This window comes from Polynucleobacter sp. MG-6-Vaara-E2, from assembly GCF_018687695.1.
Classification (GTDB): Bacteria; Pseudomonadota; Gammaproteobacteria; order Burkholderiales; family Burkholderiaceae; genus Polynucleobacter.
This window is the reverse complement of record NZ_CP061303.1, coordinates 1,067,491-1,085,654: the sequence shown is the minus strand read 5'-3', so window position 1 is coordinate 1,085,654 and position 18,164 is coordinate 1,067,491. Positions and strand designations below refer to the sequence as shown.

Genomic DNA, 18,164 nt, shown 5'->3' with positions numbered 1-18,164 from the left:
AAGGAAGAGTGGCAGAGCGGTTGAATGCACCAGTCTTGAAAACTGGCGAGGATGAAAGTCCTCCGTGAGTTCGAATCTCACCTCTTCCGCCAAAAAGCAAACCCCAGTTCTTGGACTGGGGTTTTTCTTTATTCGATCAAGCCCATATAAAAGCGATAGATCGTTGTACGATTTGACCTATGAAGCTATTGCTAGCCATCTATTTTTTCATTATCGCCATCATTCAGATGGGGCTGTTGTTTGGCATTTATCACTACTACCGCTCTCAAAGCTTGTTAAAACCCAATCCTTATTGGATGGGCTCATTACTAGTTAGCGTGTTGGCTTTATTTGTTTTTGGTGGTGGGATCCTAACCTTAGACAACATCATTAACCCTGGCTTTAATTTCACTATTGCCAATACTTTATTTGTTGTTGCAATTACTTTGCAAGCACTTTTCTGTTTATCGCTAAATCAAACAGTCTCTAAGAGGATACAGCTTGCCTTTTGCGTTTCAACAATCATCTTTGTGATTGCATTTGAATTCTTGCGCATCAACGGTAATTTTGAAATACGAACTGTACTTGTCGCAAGTTTTTATTGTCTCTTTTATATATGGCAAATTGTTGAGTTAACAAAGACAAGAAAAAGGACCCCCTCAAGTCAGTTGACATACTTGCAATACGCAACGTATGGAGAATTATTTTTTGCAATCGGACGCATTGCCATTCTAGTTGCGTCTACTTTCACCATCACCGAGGTGAGTCAGATCCCGCAAATTCTGATTCTATTTACGATTGCCCAACTGGTAATGAACACCCTGTCTTATATTGCGATTGGTGGCTTTTGGGCGGAGCAGATTGCCAAGTCCAGTGTTCGGTCGAATCTTGAGAATCGGGAAATTAAAGCACTCTTAGCCGAACGAGAGAGCTTGATTAGCTCATTGCTCAAGGCCAATAAAACCGCTAGTACTGGGGCACTATCAGCTTCTATTGCCCATGAGCTCAATCAGCCGCTTGGAGCATCAAGTCTCAATATTCAATTTCTGCAAAAGAAATTAGCTGAAGGTGAGATTAGTCCTGTGCTTGAAAAAGAAATTTTGGATACCCTACTTGCTGATAATCAGCGAGCAGCAAATATTATTCGTTCCCTACGATCCATCTTTTCAGAGGAAAAAGTAGTATCAAAAAAAGTAGATGTAGGTGAGTTATTGCAAACGGTTTTAAATATCGCTAAGGCAGAAATTACTAGCCAAAAAATTCAGATTACCCTGCAGCTGGAGCCCAACTTAATCGCCAATGTTACTGCTGGCGAAATTCAGCAGGTTCTCTTAAACCTGATTAACAACGCTATTCAGGTTTTGGCAGCCTCTAGTGGCCCTGATCGAGCCCTGATTATTCAAGGGCGTCACATTGATGGCAGTATCCAGATCTCTATTGCTGACAATGGTGAGGGAGTCTCACCAGAAGTTCAAGAGCACCTATTTGAGTTACTTTCTTCTACTAAAAAATCAGGGATGGGTCTCGGTCTGTGGTTGTGCAAACACATCATCACAAGACATGGTGGAACCATTTGGTATGAGAATTCTATTGATGGCGGGGCAAAGTTTATTTTTCAATTGCCTGTAGAGTCGGCGCCAATGCCGCATTAAGATTGCATTGCTCAACAAAAAGGGTCGTACGAAACCCTTTTTTATTGGCCAAAATAATGGTTGGGGTGTTAATTCAGATCTACTTGTAGCTTGGCATCTTTAACTAATTTAGCCCATTGATTACGATCTTTAAGGATAAATTTACTGAACGCTGCTGGAGTGCCGCCGCCATCTTCTGCGCCAACTTCATTTAACTTTGCCTGAATTTCTGGTTTACGCAAAATGGTGTTCACGTCAGCATTTATTTTTTCAACGATCTTGGGATCCAACTTTGCTGGACCCATTAAGCCATACCAAGCCGTTGCCTCAAAACCCACGTAGCCTAGTTGCTCCATGGTTGGAACGTTGGGGTATGCAGGTGAGCGCTTAGTTCTTGTCTGTGCCAGAGGGATCACTTTGCCACTTTGAATATGGGGCGTTGCGGCACCCATGGTTTCAAATGCATAAGTGATGTGGCCAGCAATTAAATCAACCAATACAGGACCGCTACCTTTGTATGGAATATGCAAGGCTTCTGTACCCGCCATGTGCATAAAGAGCTCATATGCTAAGTGTTGTGTACTGCCATTGCCAGCCGAGCCAAAACTGACCTTGCCTGGATTTTGTTTCATATAAGCAACCAGATCCTTCACATTTTTTGCTGGAGCATCAATATTTGCAATCAAGATATTAGGGGTGATACCTAACAATACTATTGGTGTGAAATCGGTAGAGGCGTTATAGGACATTTTTTGTCCAAGTGCCGGAATAATAGAAAGGGCATTCACATGCGCAAGGCCAAGGGTATAGCCATCAGCAGGAGATTTAGCAACTAAATCAGCAGCGATCGTACCTGCAGCGCCACCACGGTTATCGATAATGACCTGTTGACCCCACATTTGTGAGAGGTTAATAGCAATGATGCGAGCAATAGCATCAGAGCCGCCACCTGGTGGGAAACCAACATAGAGCTTTACTGGTTTATCTGGCCAACCTTTTGCTTGTGCGAAAGCAACTGGCGAGGTCAGTAGGGCGCTTAATGACATGGCTAGGCAAGCTAGCAAACGAGCGCAGTGCTGCTGATACAAATTACGATAAATCATTGGTTGTCTCCGGGGCGGATTGATATATTTTTCAGCAAGTTACTTTAACTGAGAAATATCTCTTGTAGATTATTTAAATAGCGTAAACCCTGATCGGTAGCTTTAAGTTTGCTCGGATTTTCATCTAACAAGCCCTTTTTGCTTGCTTCATCTAAGCCTTTGCTGATGATGCTTAATGGTAGCCCAGTGCGCTCGCTGAAAGTGCTGGTGTCAACCCCATCGCGTAATCGCAAAGCATTGAGCATGAATTCAAAAGGCAGATCTTCTGAATCAAGCTCTTTTGACTCAATCAAGGCATTACCTTTACTCTCCATTAAGGACATATAAGTTTCTGGGTGGCGTTCACGAACTTGACGAGTGATCTTGTTTGGAAAAGAAATCTTGCCATGAGCACCGGCGCCAATGCCGATGTAATCTCCGAAGCGCCAGTAGTTCAAATTGTGTTTACATTCTTGATTCTTCTTGGCATACGCGGATACTTCATAGCGTTTGTAACCAGCTTTTGTTAACAAATCCAAATTTTGCTCAAAGATGGCATCTACTTCATCTTCGCTTGGTAGCTTCGGAGGAAAGCTGGCGAAATAAGTATTGGGCTCAAGCATGAGGTTATAAAAGGACAAGTGCGGTGTTTTAAACGAGAGTGCAGTTTCGACATCGGCCTTAGCAGCTTGCAAGGTCTGATTGGGTAAGCCGTACATGAGATCTAAATTGACGGACGTGAAGTTTTCCAAGGCAATCTGTATAGCGCGCTTCGCCTCTGCGCCATTATGTATGCGTCCCAAGACTTTTAGTTGTTCGTCTTGAAAGCTCTGCACGCCAATCGATACACGGTTAATGCCGTATTTTGCAAAGGCGGCAAACTTGTCAGCCTCAATTGATCCGGGATTGGCCTCCATAGTGATTTCAGCATTGGGCTCTAAATTTACTCTGGCGCGAATTGCAGAGAGCAACTGATCCACACCCTCCGGTGAAAGGAGGCTAGGAGTACCGCCACCAATGAAAATACTATGGACTTGTCTTCCCCAGATATTGGGAAGCTCAGTTTCTAAATCTGCAATTAATGCTTTGATGTAACGTTGCTCATCAAATCCAGATCTTTTGCTGACACCTTCTTTAATTTGATGTGAATTGAAGTCGCAATAGGGACACTTCTTTTCGCACCAGGGAAAGTGGATATACAGAGCAAGAGGGGGAAGCGCTGTTAAAGAAACAGCTTTTGCTTGCAGCTTAGGCACGTAATTTCAGTTGCTCAATCAGTTCACGTAGTGCTTGGCCACGATGGCTAATGGCATTCTTACTCACGGGCTCTAACTCGGCAGCAGTAAGACCTAATTCGGGTAGAAAGAAATGCGGGTCATAGCCAAAACCATTTGAGCCTTTTGCTTCATGAATAAAAGTTCCATACCAGCGTGTTTGCACAATGATGGGTTCGGTGTCTTTTACGCTATCAACAAAAACTAATGCACAAACGTAGTGAACACTACGATCTTCCTTACCTTTGAGTTCGTGAATTAACTTTTGATTGTTAGCGGCATCATTTGCAGGCTCGCCTGCATAGCGGGCAGATAACACCCCAGGTTGACCATTTAAAGCATGTGCGCAAATTCCAGAATCGTCTGCCAGTGCTGGAAGACCGCTAGCTGCGCTAGCATGACGCGCCTTGGCAAGCGCATTCTCAACAAAGGTGTGATGGGGCTCTTCTGCAGAGGGTATACCTAACTCGCCTTGAGGAATAATTTGATAATGCAAAGGCGCCAAGAGCGCCTGAAACTCTCGAACTTTGCCAGCATTATTAGAGGCGAGCACGAGCTTTTGCATAATCAATACTTCCCCTGAATTATTTCAAAGCATCAATTTGTAATTGGGTCAGCTCTCGTATGCCTTGCTCAGCCAAATCTAATAGAGCAGTCAACTCACTTCGAGAGAAAGCTGCTCCTTCAGCAGTGCCTTGTACTTCAATCATGCCGCCTTTACCAGTCATAACCACATTCATATCGGTATCGCAGGAAGAATCTTCCGGATAATCTAAATCTAAGACTGGCACGCCTTGATAAATACCAACAGAAATTGCAGCTACGCTATCAATGATCGGGTCTTGAGTAAGGACACCACTTTTGAGCAATTGATTGACCGCATCACGAGCGGCAACATATGCGCCTGTAATGGAGGCGGTACGCGTACCACCATCGGCTTGCAAAACATCGCAATCCAAGTGAATCGTACGCTCACCTAGAATTTCTAAATTAAACACGCTACGCATCGCACGACCAATGAGGCGCTGAATTTCTTGGGTGCGACCCGATTGCTTGCCGCGTGCTGCCTCACGATCGCTACGGGTATGAGTGGAGCGTGGAAGCATGCCATATTCAGCGGTAACCCAGCCTTCGCCAGAACCCCGCTTATGAGGAGGAACTTTATCGAGAATGCTGGCAGTACACAGAACCTTGGTATCACCAAAGGCAATCAGTACAGAACCTTCGGCATGTTTGGTGAAGCTTCTGGAGATGGTTACAGGGCGTAAGTCTTTTGGCTTACGACCGCTGGGACGGGTGATATTGGCTGAATTTGGGCTGCTCATGGGTTTGTCCTGAAGTGACTATAAAGAATCTACAATGTTCATATGATATCGAGCATGACTGGTTATGGTAGCGCTTCTTGCCAAGTCTCCCTAGGAGCGGGCGTAGTTGCTGATCTGCAGGTGGAATGTCGGGCTGTAAATAGCCGCTTTCTGGATTTAGGCTTTCGTCTTCCCGATGAGTGCCGAGGGGCGGAGCCTGCCTTACGGGAGATGGTCACTCAAAACCTATCGCGGGGAAAAGTCGAGTTTCGGGCAGCCTGGCGGGTCAATAGTGGAGCTGCGGGTGCATCGAAGAGTAATCCCCATGCATTGGGTGCTTTAAATAAAGATCGTTTAGATGCGCTCTATACCCTTCAAGAAAAAGCCCAAGAGTCTTTTCCGAAAGCGCAAGAATTAAGCATTGCTGAAGTATTGCGCTGGCCTGGAATTGTTTCTGAACCCAGAGGCGAAGAGGAGGGTTGGATTGTGGCAACTGTTGAAGCAGGGCGCGCAGCTTTAGATGCCTTGATGGAAAGTCGCCATGCTGAAGGCAAGGCATTGGTTGGTGTGCTGGGCAGTATTACTGCCAAAATGCGCGAGATTGTTAAGGCCATTGAGCCTAAGGTTCCAGAATATGTGGCGCAGTACCAAGAGAAGTTAACGGAACGCTTGGCAGAAGCTTTGGTCGCTCAAGAACAAGCCAAAGCGGGTGCCGAGCTGATGGAGCGCATTCGGCAAGAAGTAGTTCTCTACGCAGTTCGGATTGATATTGCTGAAGAGTTTGCGCGTTTAAAAACCCATCTACAAGCAGTCGATACCGCCCTAGCTGGTAAGGGACCGGTTGGTAAGCGCCTTGATTTCCTCATGCAGGAATTAAATCGTGAGGCTAATACCTTAAGTTCTAAATCGGTTTCTGAGGAGTGCACTCAGGCTGCTTTAGAGCTCAAATTATTGATAGAGCAAATGCGGGAGCAAGTACAAAATTTGGAGTAATTAGCCCTTTGTACAATTGATCTATGACTAAGCCAATCTCAACCACTTCATATCAGGGCAGCATGCTCATGATCGTCGCACCTTCAGGTGCAGGTAAGTCATCGTTGGTTAATGCACTATTGAAAGAGGATGCCGGATTAAAGCTCTCGCTATCTACGACTACACGTGCTCCTAGGCCAGGTGAGGTTGATGGCAAAGATTATCGTTTTGTCACTCAAGAAGAGTTTATTGCCGAGAGAGATCAAGGTCACTTTTTGGAGTGGGCTCAGGTTCATGGCCATTTTTATGGCACCTCAAAACCTTGGATCGAATCTCAAATGCAAGCGGGCAATGATGTGATGCTTGAAATTGATTGGCAGGGTGCGCAACAAATTCGCAAACTCATTCCGTCAGTCCAGTGGATCTTTATTTTTCCACCATCCATTGAGGCTCTTGAAGAGCGCTTGCGTAAGCGTGGTCAAGATAATGTAGAGACAATTCAGAGAAGATTAGCGGCAGCACATGTGGAGCTTTTGCATGCCCATGAAGCGGATTACATTGTGGTCAACGATTCTTTTGATCAGGCTCTAGTTGATCTGAAACACATATTGGCTTCCAGTCGTCTTCGTTCTGGACCCAGTATGGCCCGAAATCCAGCCCTTTTGAGGCGCCTCGGGGTCTAATCAGTTATCCTATAGGTATTGAAGCTAAATTAAGTGAGTTCAGCATGGCCCGTATTACTGTAGAAGATTGCCTTAAAACCATTCCAAATCGTTTTGAACTAGTGCTGGCTGCGACATATCGTGCGCGTCAATTGGTTCAAGGTCACTCCCCACGTGTTGAGTCCCGAGACAAAGCTACGGTTGTTGCATTGCGCGAAGTAGCCGCTGGTGTGACTGACCGTGATATGTTGACCAAAGTACCTTTGTAATTTAGGAGTTCCGGTGTGGAGCTCCCTCTAGGATCGACCAAGACATCGGAATTAGTAGGAGGGGTCTCGTCCAAGGAGACCTCTTTGAGTGCAGTAAAAAATGATCTCCAAGCAGATCTACTAGATACACCCTCAGACACCTCAGGCGGTTTTAAAAAGCAGGATGGAAAAAAATCCATCATTGCTACTTTATTAGCGCAATCAAGTCGCCATTTATTCGGGCCGACTTCAGCCCCAAGCCTTCCTTTAAAGCATCAAGTTGTATCAATTGAAGGTTTGATTGCAAAATTGGCTTATCTCAAGCCTGACGAAATAACGCAGATCAAAAAAGCCTTCCAGTTTTCAGATGCAGCCCACTTAGGGCAGTACCGTCATAGTGGTGAGCCTTACATTACCCATCCAGTTGCAGTAGCAGAGCTTTGTGCCACTTGGCGTTTAGATGCGCCATCGATCATGGCAGCACTATTACATGATGTGATTGAGGACACAGGTTGTACTAAAGCAGACTTAGTCGAAAAGTTTGGTAGCAAAGTTGCAGAGCTGGTTGAAGGCTTAACGAAGCTCGACAAGCTCGAGTTTCAGAGTCATGCAGAAGCGCAAGCAGAAAGCTTTCGCAAAATGTTTATGGCCATGGCCCGTGATGTGCGTGTCATTCTGGTCAAGCTAGCAGATCGTACGCACAATATGCGTACGCTTGACGCTGTGCCGATGGAAAAGCGCCGCAGGGTAGCCGCCGAAACTATTGAGATCTACGCGCCGATTGCGCATCGCCTTGGTCTTAACGTGATCTACCGTGATTTACAAGACCTGAGTTTTCGATATTCCATGCCCATGCGCTTTCGCGTTATTGAAGGCGCCGTTAAACGGGCTCGTGGCAATCGTAAAGAAATGGTTGAGAAGATCTTGCAAGCCTCACGTCTGGCTTTTGCAAAAGCAAATCTCGAGGCAGATCTTCGTGGTCGTGAGAAAACCCTCTACAGCATCTATAACAAGATGCGCTCTAAGCATGTGAGTTTTTCTCAAGTGCTAGATGTATATGCATTCCGTGTAACGGTTGGGAGTATTGATGAATGCTATCGCGCACTCGGCGTCTTGCACTCATTTTTTAAGCCGATGCCTGGCAAGTTTAAGGATTACATCGCCATTCCCAAATTAAATGGCTACCAGTCTTTACACACAACCTTATTGGGACCATCTGGTGTGCCAGTAGAGTTTCAGATTCGTACAACAGATATGCATGCCGTAGCGGAGGCTGGTGTAGCTGCCCATTGGGCCTATAAGGATGGCTCACCCGATATGAGCGAGGTACAAAATCGTGCTCATCAATGGTTGCAATCCTTGATTGATATTCAAGATAGTAGCGGCGACTCCCAAGAGTTCTTAGAACACGTCAAGATTGATCTGTTCCCTGATGCTGTTTATGTCTTTACACCTACCGGACAAATTCGTGCGTTACCAAGAGGTGCAACAGCCCTAGATTTTGCATATTCTATTCATAGCGATTTGGGTAATAACTGCGTAGCGGTAAAAATTAATGGCCTGCAATTGCCTTTGCGCAGCGAGCTCAAGAACGGTGACATTATTGAGGTGGTCACCTCAGCCAACTCACAACCCAATCCTGGTTGGTTAGCCTTTGTTAGAACAGGTAAGGCGCGCGCCTCCATTCGACATTCATTAAAAACTAAGCATTATTCTGAATCACTGCAATTAGGCGAGCGACTGCTTGCTAATAGTCTACGCCAGCAGGCTGTTGATGCCGCATTACTTACCCCGGAGATTTGGGAAAAGCTTATGCATTGGACGGGTGACAAAACACGTGAAGAAGCTTGTGTGAATATCGCCCTTGGTCGCCGCTCACCTCAAGAGTTGGCGATTCGTCTCAAAATCTTGATTGACGATGAGGGTGGTGGTGAACAAATGCGTCTTGGTGCTGCTGATTGGGTTGCTCCTAATCAAGAGGCACATCAATATCACCACCAGCGTCAAGCGATATTGGTTGATGGTCGGGAAGGTAATTCTATTAGCTTTCAATCATGTTGCCACCCAATTCCAGGCGACAACATTATTGGCTATCTTGGTAAAGGTGAGGGTTTACACGTCCACACCAATGACTGTCCAGTAGCTATAAGAATGTTGTCAAAAGATAGCGATAAGTGGGTTGAAGTGGAGTGGGCCAAAGAGCTTAACCGTGAGTTTGAAGTTGATCTTGCGATTGATACTCGTCAAGGTAAGGGTGTATTGGCGCGGGTTGCTAGTAGCGTTACTTCAGCAGATTCGAACATCATGAATGTGTCGATGGAAGATCGTTTCAAGGAAGACTCTGTAACCATTCGCTTCACGATTCAAGTCTATGATCGTCTGCACTTATCTAAGGTGATGCGAAGCTTGCGTACTAATCCTGATGTAATGCGAGTCACACGTACTCGCGCAGTCTAAAGTCTGACTACTTTTTAAAGATACTGAACGTCTAGGATTTCAATTTCCGTTGGCCCCGTTGGTGTTTGGATCGTGACACAGTCACCCAGTCTTGCTTTGATCAGTGCCTTGGCAATAGGCGATACCCAACTGACGTGATTCTTCTCTAAATCCACCTCATCCACACCTACGATAGTAATGGTCGTCTCTTTTCCAACATCCTTACCCTCTAATGGAGAGTAGGTGACAGTTGCACCAAAGAAGATTTGCTCTGTATCTGCGTCGCCTGATTTTCGGGCAGAATTGTTGACCACAACGGCAAATTCGAGCCGTTTATTCAGAAAGCGAATGCGCCGATCAATCTCCCGAAGACGCTTTTTACCGTAGATATAGTCCCCATTTTCTGAGCGATCACCATTGCTCGCTGCCCAGTGCACCACCTTTACAACCTCGGGTCTATCAAGGTTTAGAAGCTGTAATAGCTCAGTTTTAATTCGCTCGTGACCAGCAGGGGTGATGTAGTTCTTCTCTTCCATGGCATAATTATGGCTGTTGCGGCTGTAGCTCAGCTGGATAGAGTACTTGGCTACGAACCAAGGGGTCGTGGGTTCAATTCCTGCCAGCCGCACCATCCTATATAGGGCCTAGTTAAAAAACTAGGCCCTTTTTTCATTTTTGCAAATTTCACAAAGGCTTTACAGAGATCCCTTATAGTCTATTTATGAGCGTTTCTGAGACAAATTCTGCGGTTTCCCCTAAAACTAGTACCCCAGTTGCTGTTTGGTCGCAAATTGATGCCTCCCACGCCAAGATCACGCTTAGTGGTGTGGTTAACGTCTATACCTTAGGTGGAGTGTGGACGCAGATTAAGGATTCCCAAAATGCTTGGCTTGCAAACATACCCGCCAGCATTCTTCCAAATGCTTCGCTGGTTTTTGATGCATCGCAGGTCACCTCATTAGATGGTGCAGGCATAGCCTTCTTAATCGGAGTTCAAGAGTCACAGCAAAAGGCTGGAGCTAAATTTGAATTGCAGGGCCTTGAGAGTCGCTATCAACCTTTGCTGCACGAATTTGATCCGATCTCGAATTTATTTCCAGTACCAGTTGTTAAGCCTAAAAGAAGTTTTGTGGTTAGTACTGGTATGGCTATGCAGAACCTGCTGGATGATGCGCGTGGACTCATTTCTTTTACGGGCCATCTAGCCGCAGATTTATTTTGGTCAATTCGTCATATTAGACAAGTGCGCTGGGGTGACTTTGTAAATGCAGCTGTAGAAGCGGGTATTGCAGCCTTGCCCATCATTGGCCTAGTTTCATTTTTGATTGGCGTGATTCTCTCATTTCAGGCCGCCATTGGCATGAAGCAATTTGGGGCCACAACCTTTGTTGGCCCCTTGGCAGCTTTGGGAATCGTGCGTGAGATGGGTCCTTTAATTACAGCCATCTTGCTCGCTGGTAGATCATCCGCAGCTTTTGCTGCTGAAATTGGCACGATGACTGTGAACAATGAGGTTGATGCATTGGTAACTGGCGGTTTGAGTCCAATTCGTTTCTTGGTGGTGCCAAGAGTCCTCGCTGGTATTTTGGTGGCGCCCATCCTGACACTATTTGCTGACATCGTGAGTATCGTCGCCTCCATGATCACCATGCTGCTTTACGGTATTCCTTTTATCAATTTTTATAACGGCATGATTAGCGCTGTCGGTGTTGAGGATGTGATCTCAGGTTTGGTTAAGGCAACGATGTTTGGGGTTGTTGTCTCTGCAATGGGTTGCTTGCGAGGTATGCAAACAGGTACTGGAGCTGCAGCTGTCGGTATCTCAGCTACGCGAGCAGTCGTGAGTAGCATTGTCATGATCGTTTTGGTCGATGGTATCTTCGCTGTCATTTCTTATAAAACAGGTTTCTGATGAGTACGCCGGTAACCGCTCCTATCTCTCCATACGCTATTGAGGTCAAAAATTTGACCGTAGGCTATGGCTCTAATATTTTGATGAAGGATCTCAATTTCACTGTCAATAACGGTGAGATCTTTGTTATCTTGGGCGGCTCGGGTTGCGGTAAATCAAGTCTTCTCAAAAACATTTTTGGCTTGTACCAACCTCTATCTGGAGATGTCTTGATCGAGGGTCAAAATATTACTGTGGCTCAGGGAGCTGAGCGCCAAAAAATTATGACAAGCTTTGGCGTTATGTATCAGCAGGGAGCGCTATTTGGTTCCATGAATTTGCTGGACAACATTACTCTGTTCATGCAGGAATACACCCAGTTAACGCAAGACCAAATGAACTTGTTAGCACGTTGTAAGCTTGATCTAGTGGGTTTATTGCCTTACGAGACCTATATGCCGAGTGATATCAGTGGTGGCATGCAAAAGCGTGCAGCAATTGCTAGAGCAATGGCACTAGATCCAAAGATCTTGTTCTTGGATGAGCCTTCGGCTGGCCTAGATCCAATTACTTCAGCAGATTTAGATCAAACCATTCTTGATCTATCCAAAAACTTAGGCATTACTTTTGTGATTGTTTCGCACGAGTTAGCCAGCATCTACACCATTGCAGATAAGGTGATCATGTTAGATAAAGCCGCCAAAGGAATCATTGCAGAAGGTGATCCTAGAGTTTTAAGAGATACCAGCACCGATCCCAGGGTGCGCCAATTCTTTAATCGCATTACGACTAAGGACGCAGTATGAGTAATAACTCCAACCCTAACTATTTCCGCCTTGGCGTTTTTGTGCTAGCCGCTATCGGTGTGCTCATAACGGTGATATTGATTTTTGGTTCTGGCCAATTATTTAAAAAATCCTTCATGATCGAGACCTATATCAAGCAGTCGGTTACCGGCCTAGATACTGGCGCTGCTGTCAGATTCAGAGGCGTGAAGATCGGTCAAGTAACTGATATTGGATTATCTGGCGATATTTATGAGCAGGATGTGCCGTTTCATGATCGCCATCAGTACGTAGTGGTTCGCATGCAGATTCTTGGTGAAACCGTTAACGAAGACCTGATTAAAGAGTTTGTGAAGAATAATTTGCGTGCTCAGGTTAAGTCGCAGGGTATTACTGGGGTGAACTATATAGAGTTCAACTTCACGCCAGTTGCAGACTCTTACCCACCATTGCCATATGGGTGGAAATCAAAATATCCTGTCATTCCTTCTTTACCAAATCAAGCAGATCAAATTATTGAAGGCGTTCAAAAGTTGATTGATGGATTAAATCAAGTCAACATTGACGGCACTCAGAAAAAGTTTGATGCACTGTTGGGTAATCTCAACACGCTCATGGCTGGCGATGGAAAAGACAATGAGGGACTAATTCGATCTGTGAAAGAGATGAACATCATCATGGAGCGGATTGCAAAAGTCACTGATAAGGAAGAGCTCAATATCCTAATGCGGGAATTGGTTGGCTCTATGGTTGCCTTGCGTCAAACCATTACCAGTATTCAGGGTGATACGCAGCTTACCATTGAGAATCTTAAGCAGACTAGCGAACAGCTGAATGAATTTAGTCGCATTGCTAGTCAATCGCCATCCAGTTTAATTTGGGGCGAGCCACCCCCAAAAATTACACCTCCAATGCAAGGCTCTCAAGCGCAACCAGGAGCCGCTAAATGATTAAATATTTACTTTCTTTTGCATTCGCTAGCGCCCTGATGGCGTGCTCCCTTCCATCTCGTGCGCCCGTTACGCCTGCTAGTTGGATGGTTGTACCCGAGCGCACTGGCGCGCCTCTTAAATTGCGTTCAGACTTTTGGCTGAAGGTTGGGTCGGTAAGCGTAGCCCCACCATTTGACGGTAAGTCTTTGGTTTACCGTATCTCCGATCAGCGTTATGAAAAAGATTTTTATAACGTCTATGCCGCCATCCCATCAGAGATGATTGCTAACTCAGAGCGTGATTGGCTGAATAAGGCCGGAATCTTTGCGGCAACCGTGGGGCTGAATTCCAGCTTTTTCTCCTATTACACATTGCAAGCTACCGTGAATGAGTTTTATGGTGACTATCGCGTCAAGCCTGAGGCGGTTGTCAGTGTTGAATTCTTCCTTACAGTCACTAACGCCGGCAAAGGCAATCCCTTAATTGGTGCAAACCGTTATACCAAGCGTATTGCTCTTAAAGACAATACTCCTGAGGCGCTTGTGTTGGGTCAGCAGCAAGCCCTTGCTGAAATCTTGAAGCAATATGAAGAGCAGCTTTATCAATATGCTGGCAATTTACCTAAGCCTATGGGGCAGTGATTATATGAAATGGATTGTTATGAGAACTAAGTTACAAAGCGCATTCGCAACATTATTTACTAGTCTGATTTTGTGTTCAGTTACCCATGCTCAAAGTTTTCCAAACAAGCCTATCCGCCTAATCGTTCCCTTTGCTCCGGGCGGTAGTACTGACATCATTGCCCGCGCTGTTGGGGATGCTTTAGGTCGTCAACTAGGCCAGCCGGTGATTGTTGAGAACAAGGCAGGGGGTGGTGGATCAGTCGGTGCGCTTGAGGTAATGAGGGCGCCAAAAGATGGTTACACCATTGGCATGGCAACGGTATCAACCACTGCGGCCAATCCCGCAATCAATCCGAAGATTGGCTACGACCCGATTGCGGATTTCACAGCCATTAGTAATATTGCTGCAACACCGAACATCATTGCAGTAAATCCAGCATTTCCAGCAAAAGATTTCAAAACTTTTATGCAGGTCTTAAAAGCGAACCCCGGTAAGTATTCCTACTCAAGCTCTGGAACAGGCGGTATTGGCCACCTTCAAACTGAGCTCTTTAAAAGCCTGACGGGCGTATTCATTGTTCATATTCCTTACCGTGGCGCAGGTCCTGCTTTAGCGGATACCGTGGGTGGTCAAGTGTCGATGATTTTTGATAACTTACCTTCCTCTTTGCCGTTTATTAAGGATGGCAAGCTAGTTCCCATTGTCATAGCGGCGCCTAAACGCCTAGCGCAGTTGCCAAACGTACCAACTTTTTCTGAGGTTGGTCTTGCACCGGTCAACCGCATGGCCTATTACGGTTTCCTGGGGCCTGCAGGCTTGCCTAAGGATGTGGTGGACAAGTATTACGCCGCACTGAAAGTGGTGGTCAACGACCCTGCCGTGAAAAAACGCATCGAAGATACTGGCTCCCTCATTAATGTAAATGGGCCAGATGCTTTTGCGAAAGAAATTAAAGCCGAGTACACGGTTTACAAAGAAGTCGTTGCTAAGCAAAAATTGGTTCTGGATTAAATTGCTTTAGCATTACCGATACGAATAAGTTGTCATAAATAAAACAATAGTGGGGACAAAATGGATTTAGGGATTAAAGGAAAAGTTGCATTAGTCATGGCATCAAGCCGTGGCTTAGGTCAGGCAATGGCAGTGGCTCTTGCGCGCGAGGGCGTTAAAGTCGCTGTGACTGGTCGTAGCCCGGAGGGATTGCAAAAGTCAGTCGAATTGATTCAGGCTGCTGGCGGTGTTGCTCTAGCGCTCAACTGGGACTTATCAGACCCATCCGTCATTGATGGCTTAGTTACTAAGGTAGAAAATGAGCTTGGTCCGATTGATATTCTGATTAATAACACTGGCGGCCCTCCGCCAACTCCCGCCGCTGGTCAGGATCCTGCACTTTGGCAGAAAAGCTTTAACGATATGGTCTTGTCCTTGATTGCCATTACTGATCGTGTTCTACCTGGTATGCGTCAACGTAAATGGGGTCGCATCATTACCAGCACCACATCAGGTGCGATTGCCCCGATTAAGAATTTGGCGATCTCCAATACTTTACGTGCCGCCTTATTGGGCTGGTCTAAGACTCTGGCTTCAGAAGTAGCAAGCGAGGGCATTACTGTGAATGTCATCATGCCGGGCAGGGTAGCAACTGATCGCCTTCGCCAATTGGATGAAGCGAGAGCGAAACGCGAAGGTACAAGTTATGAAGAGGTGGTGAAGGCCAGCTTGCGCCAAATTCCAATGGGTCGCTATGGCGACCCTAAAGAGTATGGCGATGCAGCTGCGTTTTTAGCAAGTCAAAATGCTTCTTTTATTACTGGCACTGTCATGAGAATTGATGGCGGCCAGATACAGGCAATTTGACCTATTTCTTGACTAGCCTTCTGCGAGGCTTGCGGCAAGATCTTCGCTCTAAAGAGCTGAAATGGTTATTGCTTGCACTCATCACTTCGGTGAGCGCAATGACCAGTGTGAGCTTTTTAGCCGACCGAATGCATCGGGCATTTGAATTTGATGCGCGCCAGTTACTTGCTTCTGACCTCCTGATTGCATCTGATCAACCTTTATCTGAGCGCTTTCTTCAGGAGGCGCAAGATGGACAACTGCAGATTGCGCAAACGGTCGTATTTCCGAGTATGGCAACTGTGGGCTCACACAGTAAATTGGCCTCGATTAAGGCAGTCAGCCCTAAGTACCCACTACGTGGCTCTCTACAAGTGGAGTCAAGTCAGCAGGTAATGTCCTCCAGCTTAATGAGGGGCACCGTTTACGTAGAGCCTGCGCTATTAAACAATCTGCATGCCCAGTTGGGTGATTCAGTGCGTCTTGGGGGCCGGCAATTTGTCATTGCTGGAGTCTTGATGCGTGAGTTAGACCGAGGTGCTGGTTTTATGAATTTTGCACCTAGGGTCATGATGTCCTTGGAAGATCTTCAATCGACCGGACTGATTGGCCTAGGTAGTCGCGTCACCTATCGTCTGCTATTGGCTGGACCAGATGAGCAGATCGCTGCCTATCAAAAATGGGCCAGCACCCATATCGAAAGTGAAAACCTTCGCGGTCTCCGGATTGAGACACTCGAAAACGCCCAGCCAATCATGCGTAAAACGCTAGAGAGGGCAGAGCAATTTCTATCTTTGGTTGCTCTACTAACGGCCATGATTGCGGCAGTTGCGATTGCCTTATCTGCAAGACGCTATATGGTGGGTCAGGCTGATGCCTGTGCCGCGCTGAAATGTTTTGGCGCCACCAGGGGTGTAATACTGAAAAAACAAGTGACGACCTTATTGTCGCTTGGAGTCTTTGCTGCTGCAGTGGGGTCAGTATTTGGTTATCTTATTCAGGAGCTACTCACAGGATTGCTTGGCAATCTGATGGTAGCTAACTTGCCCTCAGTTTCACTCACTCCAATGTTGTGGAGCATCGTATTTACTTGGGTATTTCTGTTTGCATTCGCTGGACCACCATTATTAAGTCTGGTAAATGTTTCACCCATGCGACTCATACGTAAAGAGTTTGAATTAGCAACTATGGCTACGGTTTGGCTTGCTCTGTTGTCATTGTTTACTTGCGCTATTTTAATTTGGGTCGCCGCCAAGGATGGCAAGTTGGCGCTTTGGGTGGGTTTCAGTTTTGCTGCCGCAATTTTCATTTTTGCAGCAACTGCGCGTTGCATTCTTTGGTTAGTATCTAAAGTTAGTGCTAATAGCTTTGCAATACGCTTTACCTTCACTGCGATGGGTCGTCGCGCTGGATTTGCAGTGATGCAAATCACTGCTTTGGGTATAGCCATCATGGCTATCTTAATGATTTTGCTCTTGCGCCAAGATTTATTGAGCACCTGGCAAGGCAATATCCCTACTGATGCTCCTAATCGCTTCATGATCAATATTCAAGGAGATCAAAAAGACGGTATCACTCAAGCGCTGCAGAAGGGTGGTGTAACTAAGCCTGAGTTCTATCCTATGGTCAGAGGCCGCTTGATTGAAGTCAATGGCCGCGAAGTTGCCCCAGTCGATTACTCTGAAGAAAACGCGCGGCGTTTAGTTGATCGAGAATTTAACCTGTCATACACAGATCAATTGCCATTGGGTAACCGCATTGTTTCAGGTGAATGGATTCAAGGCACAAGCCCGCAAATATCAATGGAAGCCGGAATTGCTAAGACACTCAAGCTCAAGCTGGGCGATCAAATTGCTTTTGAGGTGGCGGGCGAGAAGGTTAGTGCGCCCATTACATCGCTGCGTAAATTAGATTGGGGGTCGATGAGGGTCAATTTCTTTGTCATCATGCCTCCAGCACAACTCAGTGGCATGCCTGCATCTTGGATCACCTCGTACTATCAAAACCCCAATAAAGACATTTTGGATTTTGAGTTAAGCCAAGCCTATCCCAACTTAACTCTAGTGGACGTATCTGCATCCCTACAGCAGATTCAAGAGGTCTTGAATAAGTTATCAGCAGCACTAGGTCTGTTATTTGCATTTACGATCATCGCCGCTATTCTCGTCTTGATCGCAGCGATAGCAGCAACGCAAGATGAGCGCTTCAGAAATGCTGCTCTCTTAAAAGCAATGGGAGCATCACGTTCTGTATTAAGTCAGATTGCTCGGATGGAGTTACTGCTAATTGGTTTGGCGGCCGGCTTGTTAGCAGGTATTGCGGCAGGAGCGGCCGCTTGGGTCTTAGGTCGCTACGTGATGGAGATTGAATTTAATGCCTTTGCGCAATCTATTCTCATGGGAATAACCTTTGGAGTAGTGGCTTCACTAGCTGCGGGATATCGTTTTCAGAATCGAATCCAAGCTGCTACTGCAGTGGAATGTTTGCGAGAGGCCTAGGTGCTCCAGG

Annotated in this window: 17 protein-coding genes and 2 tRNA genes; 14 read left to right on the top strand and 5 right to left on the bottom strand. The window is 46.1% G+C overall.

What is annotated here, in order from left to right:
* Positions 1–2 precede the first annotated feature (2 nt).
* Positions 3–92 (top strand) — tRNA-Ser (locus ICV38_RS05705).
* Between the two features lie 87 nt (positions 93–179).
* The gene (locus ICV38_RS05700) at positions 180–1,631 is read left to right on the top strand and encodes a sensor histidine kinase (protein ID WP_215378208.1); all 1,452 of its coding nucleotides are present in this window, start codon (positions 180–182) and stop codon (positions 1,629–1,631) included.
* A gap of 68 nt (positions 1,632–1,699) precedes the next feature.
* Here the strand turns inward: ICV38_RS05700 and ICV38_RS05695 are convergent, their stop codons facing one another.
* Genes ICV38_RS05695 through rph form a run of 4 tightly spaced genes read right to left on the bottom strand, consistent with a single transcriptional unit; the run spans position 1,700 to position 5,291 of the window.
* Complete coding sequence (locus ICV38_RS05695) at positions 1,700–2,713, bottom strand: tripartite tricarboxylate transporter substrate binding protein (RefSeq protein ID WP_251368117.1); 1,014 nt, start codon at positions 2,711–2,713, stop codon at positions 1,700–1,702.
* 44 nt (positions 2,714–2,757) lie between these two features.
* The gene (gene hemW / locus ICV38_RS05690) at positions 2,758–3,948 is read right to left on the bottom strand and encodes a radical SAM family heme chaperone HemW (protein WP_215378205.1); all 1,191 of its coding nucleotides are present in this window, start codon (positions 3,946–3,948) and stop codon (positions 2,758–2,760) included.
* Entirely contained in the window at positions 3,941–4,531 is a 591-nt protein-coding gene (gene rdgB, locus ICV38_RS05685) for an RdgB/HAM1 family non-canonical purine NTP pyrophosphatase (RefSeq protein WP_215378202.1), read from the bottom strand. Before rdgB ends, hemW begins: the two co-directional genes overlap by 8 nt.
* A gap of 19 nt (positions 4,532–4,550) precedes the next feature.
* Positions 4,551–5,291: a ribonuclease PH gene (rph, locus tag ICV38_RS05680; RefSeq protein WP_215378199.1), complete on the bottom strand. Its 741-nt coding sequence runs from the start codon at positions 5,289–5,291 to the stop codon at positions 4,551–4,553.
* Positions 5,292–5,333: 42 nt separating this feature from the next.
* Here rph and ICV38_RS05675 point away from each other — a divergent pair, with 42 nt between their 5' ends.
* The 4 genes from ICV38_RS05675 to ICV38_RS05660 all read left to right on the top strand — a co-directional run bounded on the left by ICV38_RS05675 (position 5,334) and on the right by ICV38_RS05660 (position 9,609).
* Positions 5,334–6,263 carry a YicC/YloC family endoribonuclease gene (locus tag ICV38_RS05675; protein WP_215378197.1) on the top strand — a complete coding sequence of 310 codons (930 nt, stop codon included), beginning with the start codon at positions 5,334–5,336 and terminating at the stop codon, positions 6,261–6,263.
* A gap of 23 nt (positions 6,264–6,286) precedes the next feature.
* The gene (gene gmk / locus ICV38_RS05670) at positions 6,287–6,925 is read left to right on the top strand and encodes a guanylate kinase (RefSeq protein WP_215378195.1); all 639 of its coding nucleotides are present in this window, start codon (positions 6,287–6,289) and stop codon (positions 6,923–6,925) included.
* A 44-nt stretch (positions 6,926–6,969) separates the two neighbouring features.
* Positions 6,970–7,173: a DNA-directed RNA polymerase subunit omega gene (rpoZ, locus tag ICV38_RS05665; protein ID WP_011902918.1), complete on the top strand. Its 204-nt coding sequence runs from the start codon at positions 6,970–6,972 to the stop codon at positions 7,171–7,173.
* A gap of 84 nt (positions 7,174–7,257) precedes the next feature.
* Positions 7,258–9,609, top strand: coding sequence for a bifunctional (p)ppGpp synthetase/guanosine-3',5'-bis(diphosphate) 3'-pyrophosphohydrolase (locus ICV38_RS05660; RefSeq protein WP_251368116.1), 2,352 nt, complete (start codon positions 7,258–7,260; stop codon positions 9,607–9,609).
* A gap of 14 nt (positions 9,610–9,623) precedes the next feature.
* Here ICV38_RS05660 and greB read toward each other — a convergent pair whose 3' ends face one another.
* On the bottom strand, positions 9,624–10,124 hold the full coding sequence (greB, locus tag ICV38_RS05655; RefSeq protein WP_215378189.1) for a transcription elongation factor GreB: 501 nt from the start codon (positions 10,122–10,124) through the stop codon (positions 9,624–9,626).
* Positions 10,125–10,142: 18 nt separating this feature from the next.
* Between greB and ICV38_RS05650 the strand changes: the two genes are divergently transcribed.
* The 8 genes from ICV38_RS05650 (at position 10,143) to ICV38_RS05615 (ending at position 18,154) form a co-directional block, all read left to right on the top strand.
* Positions 10,143–10,219 (top strand) — tRNA-Arg (locus ICV38_RS05650).
* 90 nt (positions 10,220–10,309) lie between these two features.
* Positions 10,310–11,500, top strand: a complete 1,191-nt coding sequence (locus ICV38_RS05645) for an ABC transporter permease (protein ID WP_215378187.1) — start codon at positions 10,310–10,312, stop codon at positions 11,498–11,500.
* Positions 11,500–12,285, top strand: coding sequence for an ABC transporter ATP-binding protein (locus tag ICV38_RS05640; RefSeq protein ID WP_215378184.1), 786 nt, complete (start codon positions 11,500–11,502; stop codon positions 12,283–12,285). Before ICV38_RS05645 ends, ICV38_RS05640 begins: the two co-directional genes overlap by 1 nt.
* Positions 12,282–13,214, top strand: a complete 933-nt coding sequence (locus ICV38_RS05635) for an MlaD family protein (protein ID WP_215378182.1) — start codon at positions 12,282–12,284, stop codon at positions 13,212–13,214. Before ICV38_RS05640 ends, ICV38_RS05635 begins: the two co-directional genes overlap by 4 nt.
* A complete protein-coding gene (locus ICV38_RS05630) occupies positions 13,211–13,837 on the top strand; it encodes a membrane integrity-associated transporter subunit PqiC (RefSeq protein ID WP_215378179.1) in 627 nt (208 codons plus the stop codon). Before ICV38_RS05635 ends, ICV38_RS05630 begins: the two co-directional genes overlap by 4 nt.
* A gap of 4 nt (positions 13,838–13,841) precedes the next feature.
* Positions 13,842–14,831, top strand: a complete 990-nt coding sequence (locus ICV38_RS05625) for a tripartite tricarboxylate transporter substrate binding protein BugE (RefSeq protein WP_251368115.1) — start codon at positions 13,842–13,844, stop codon at positions 14,829–14,831.
* Positions 14,832–14,891: 60 nt separating this feature from the next.
* Positions 14,892–15,677 (top strand): SDR family oxidoreductase, encoded by a 786-nt coding sequence (locus tag ICV38_RS05620; protein WP_215378176.1) that lies wholly within the window; start codon positions 14,892–14,894, stop codon positions 15,675–15,677.
* Between the two features lie 8 nt (positions 15,678–15,685).
* Positions 15,686–18,154 (top strand): ABC transporter permease, encoded by a 2,469-nt coding sequence (locus tag ICV38_RS05615; protein ID WP_251368114.1) that lies wholly within the window; start codon positions 15,686–15,688, stop codon positions 18,152–18,154.
* The last annotated feature ends 10 nt before the right edge of the window (positions 18,155–18,164 follow it).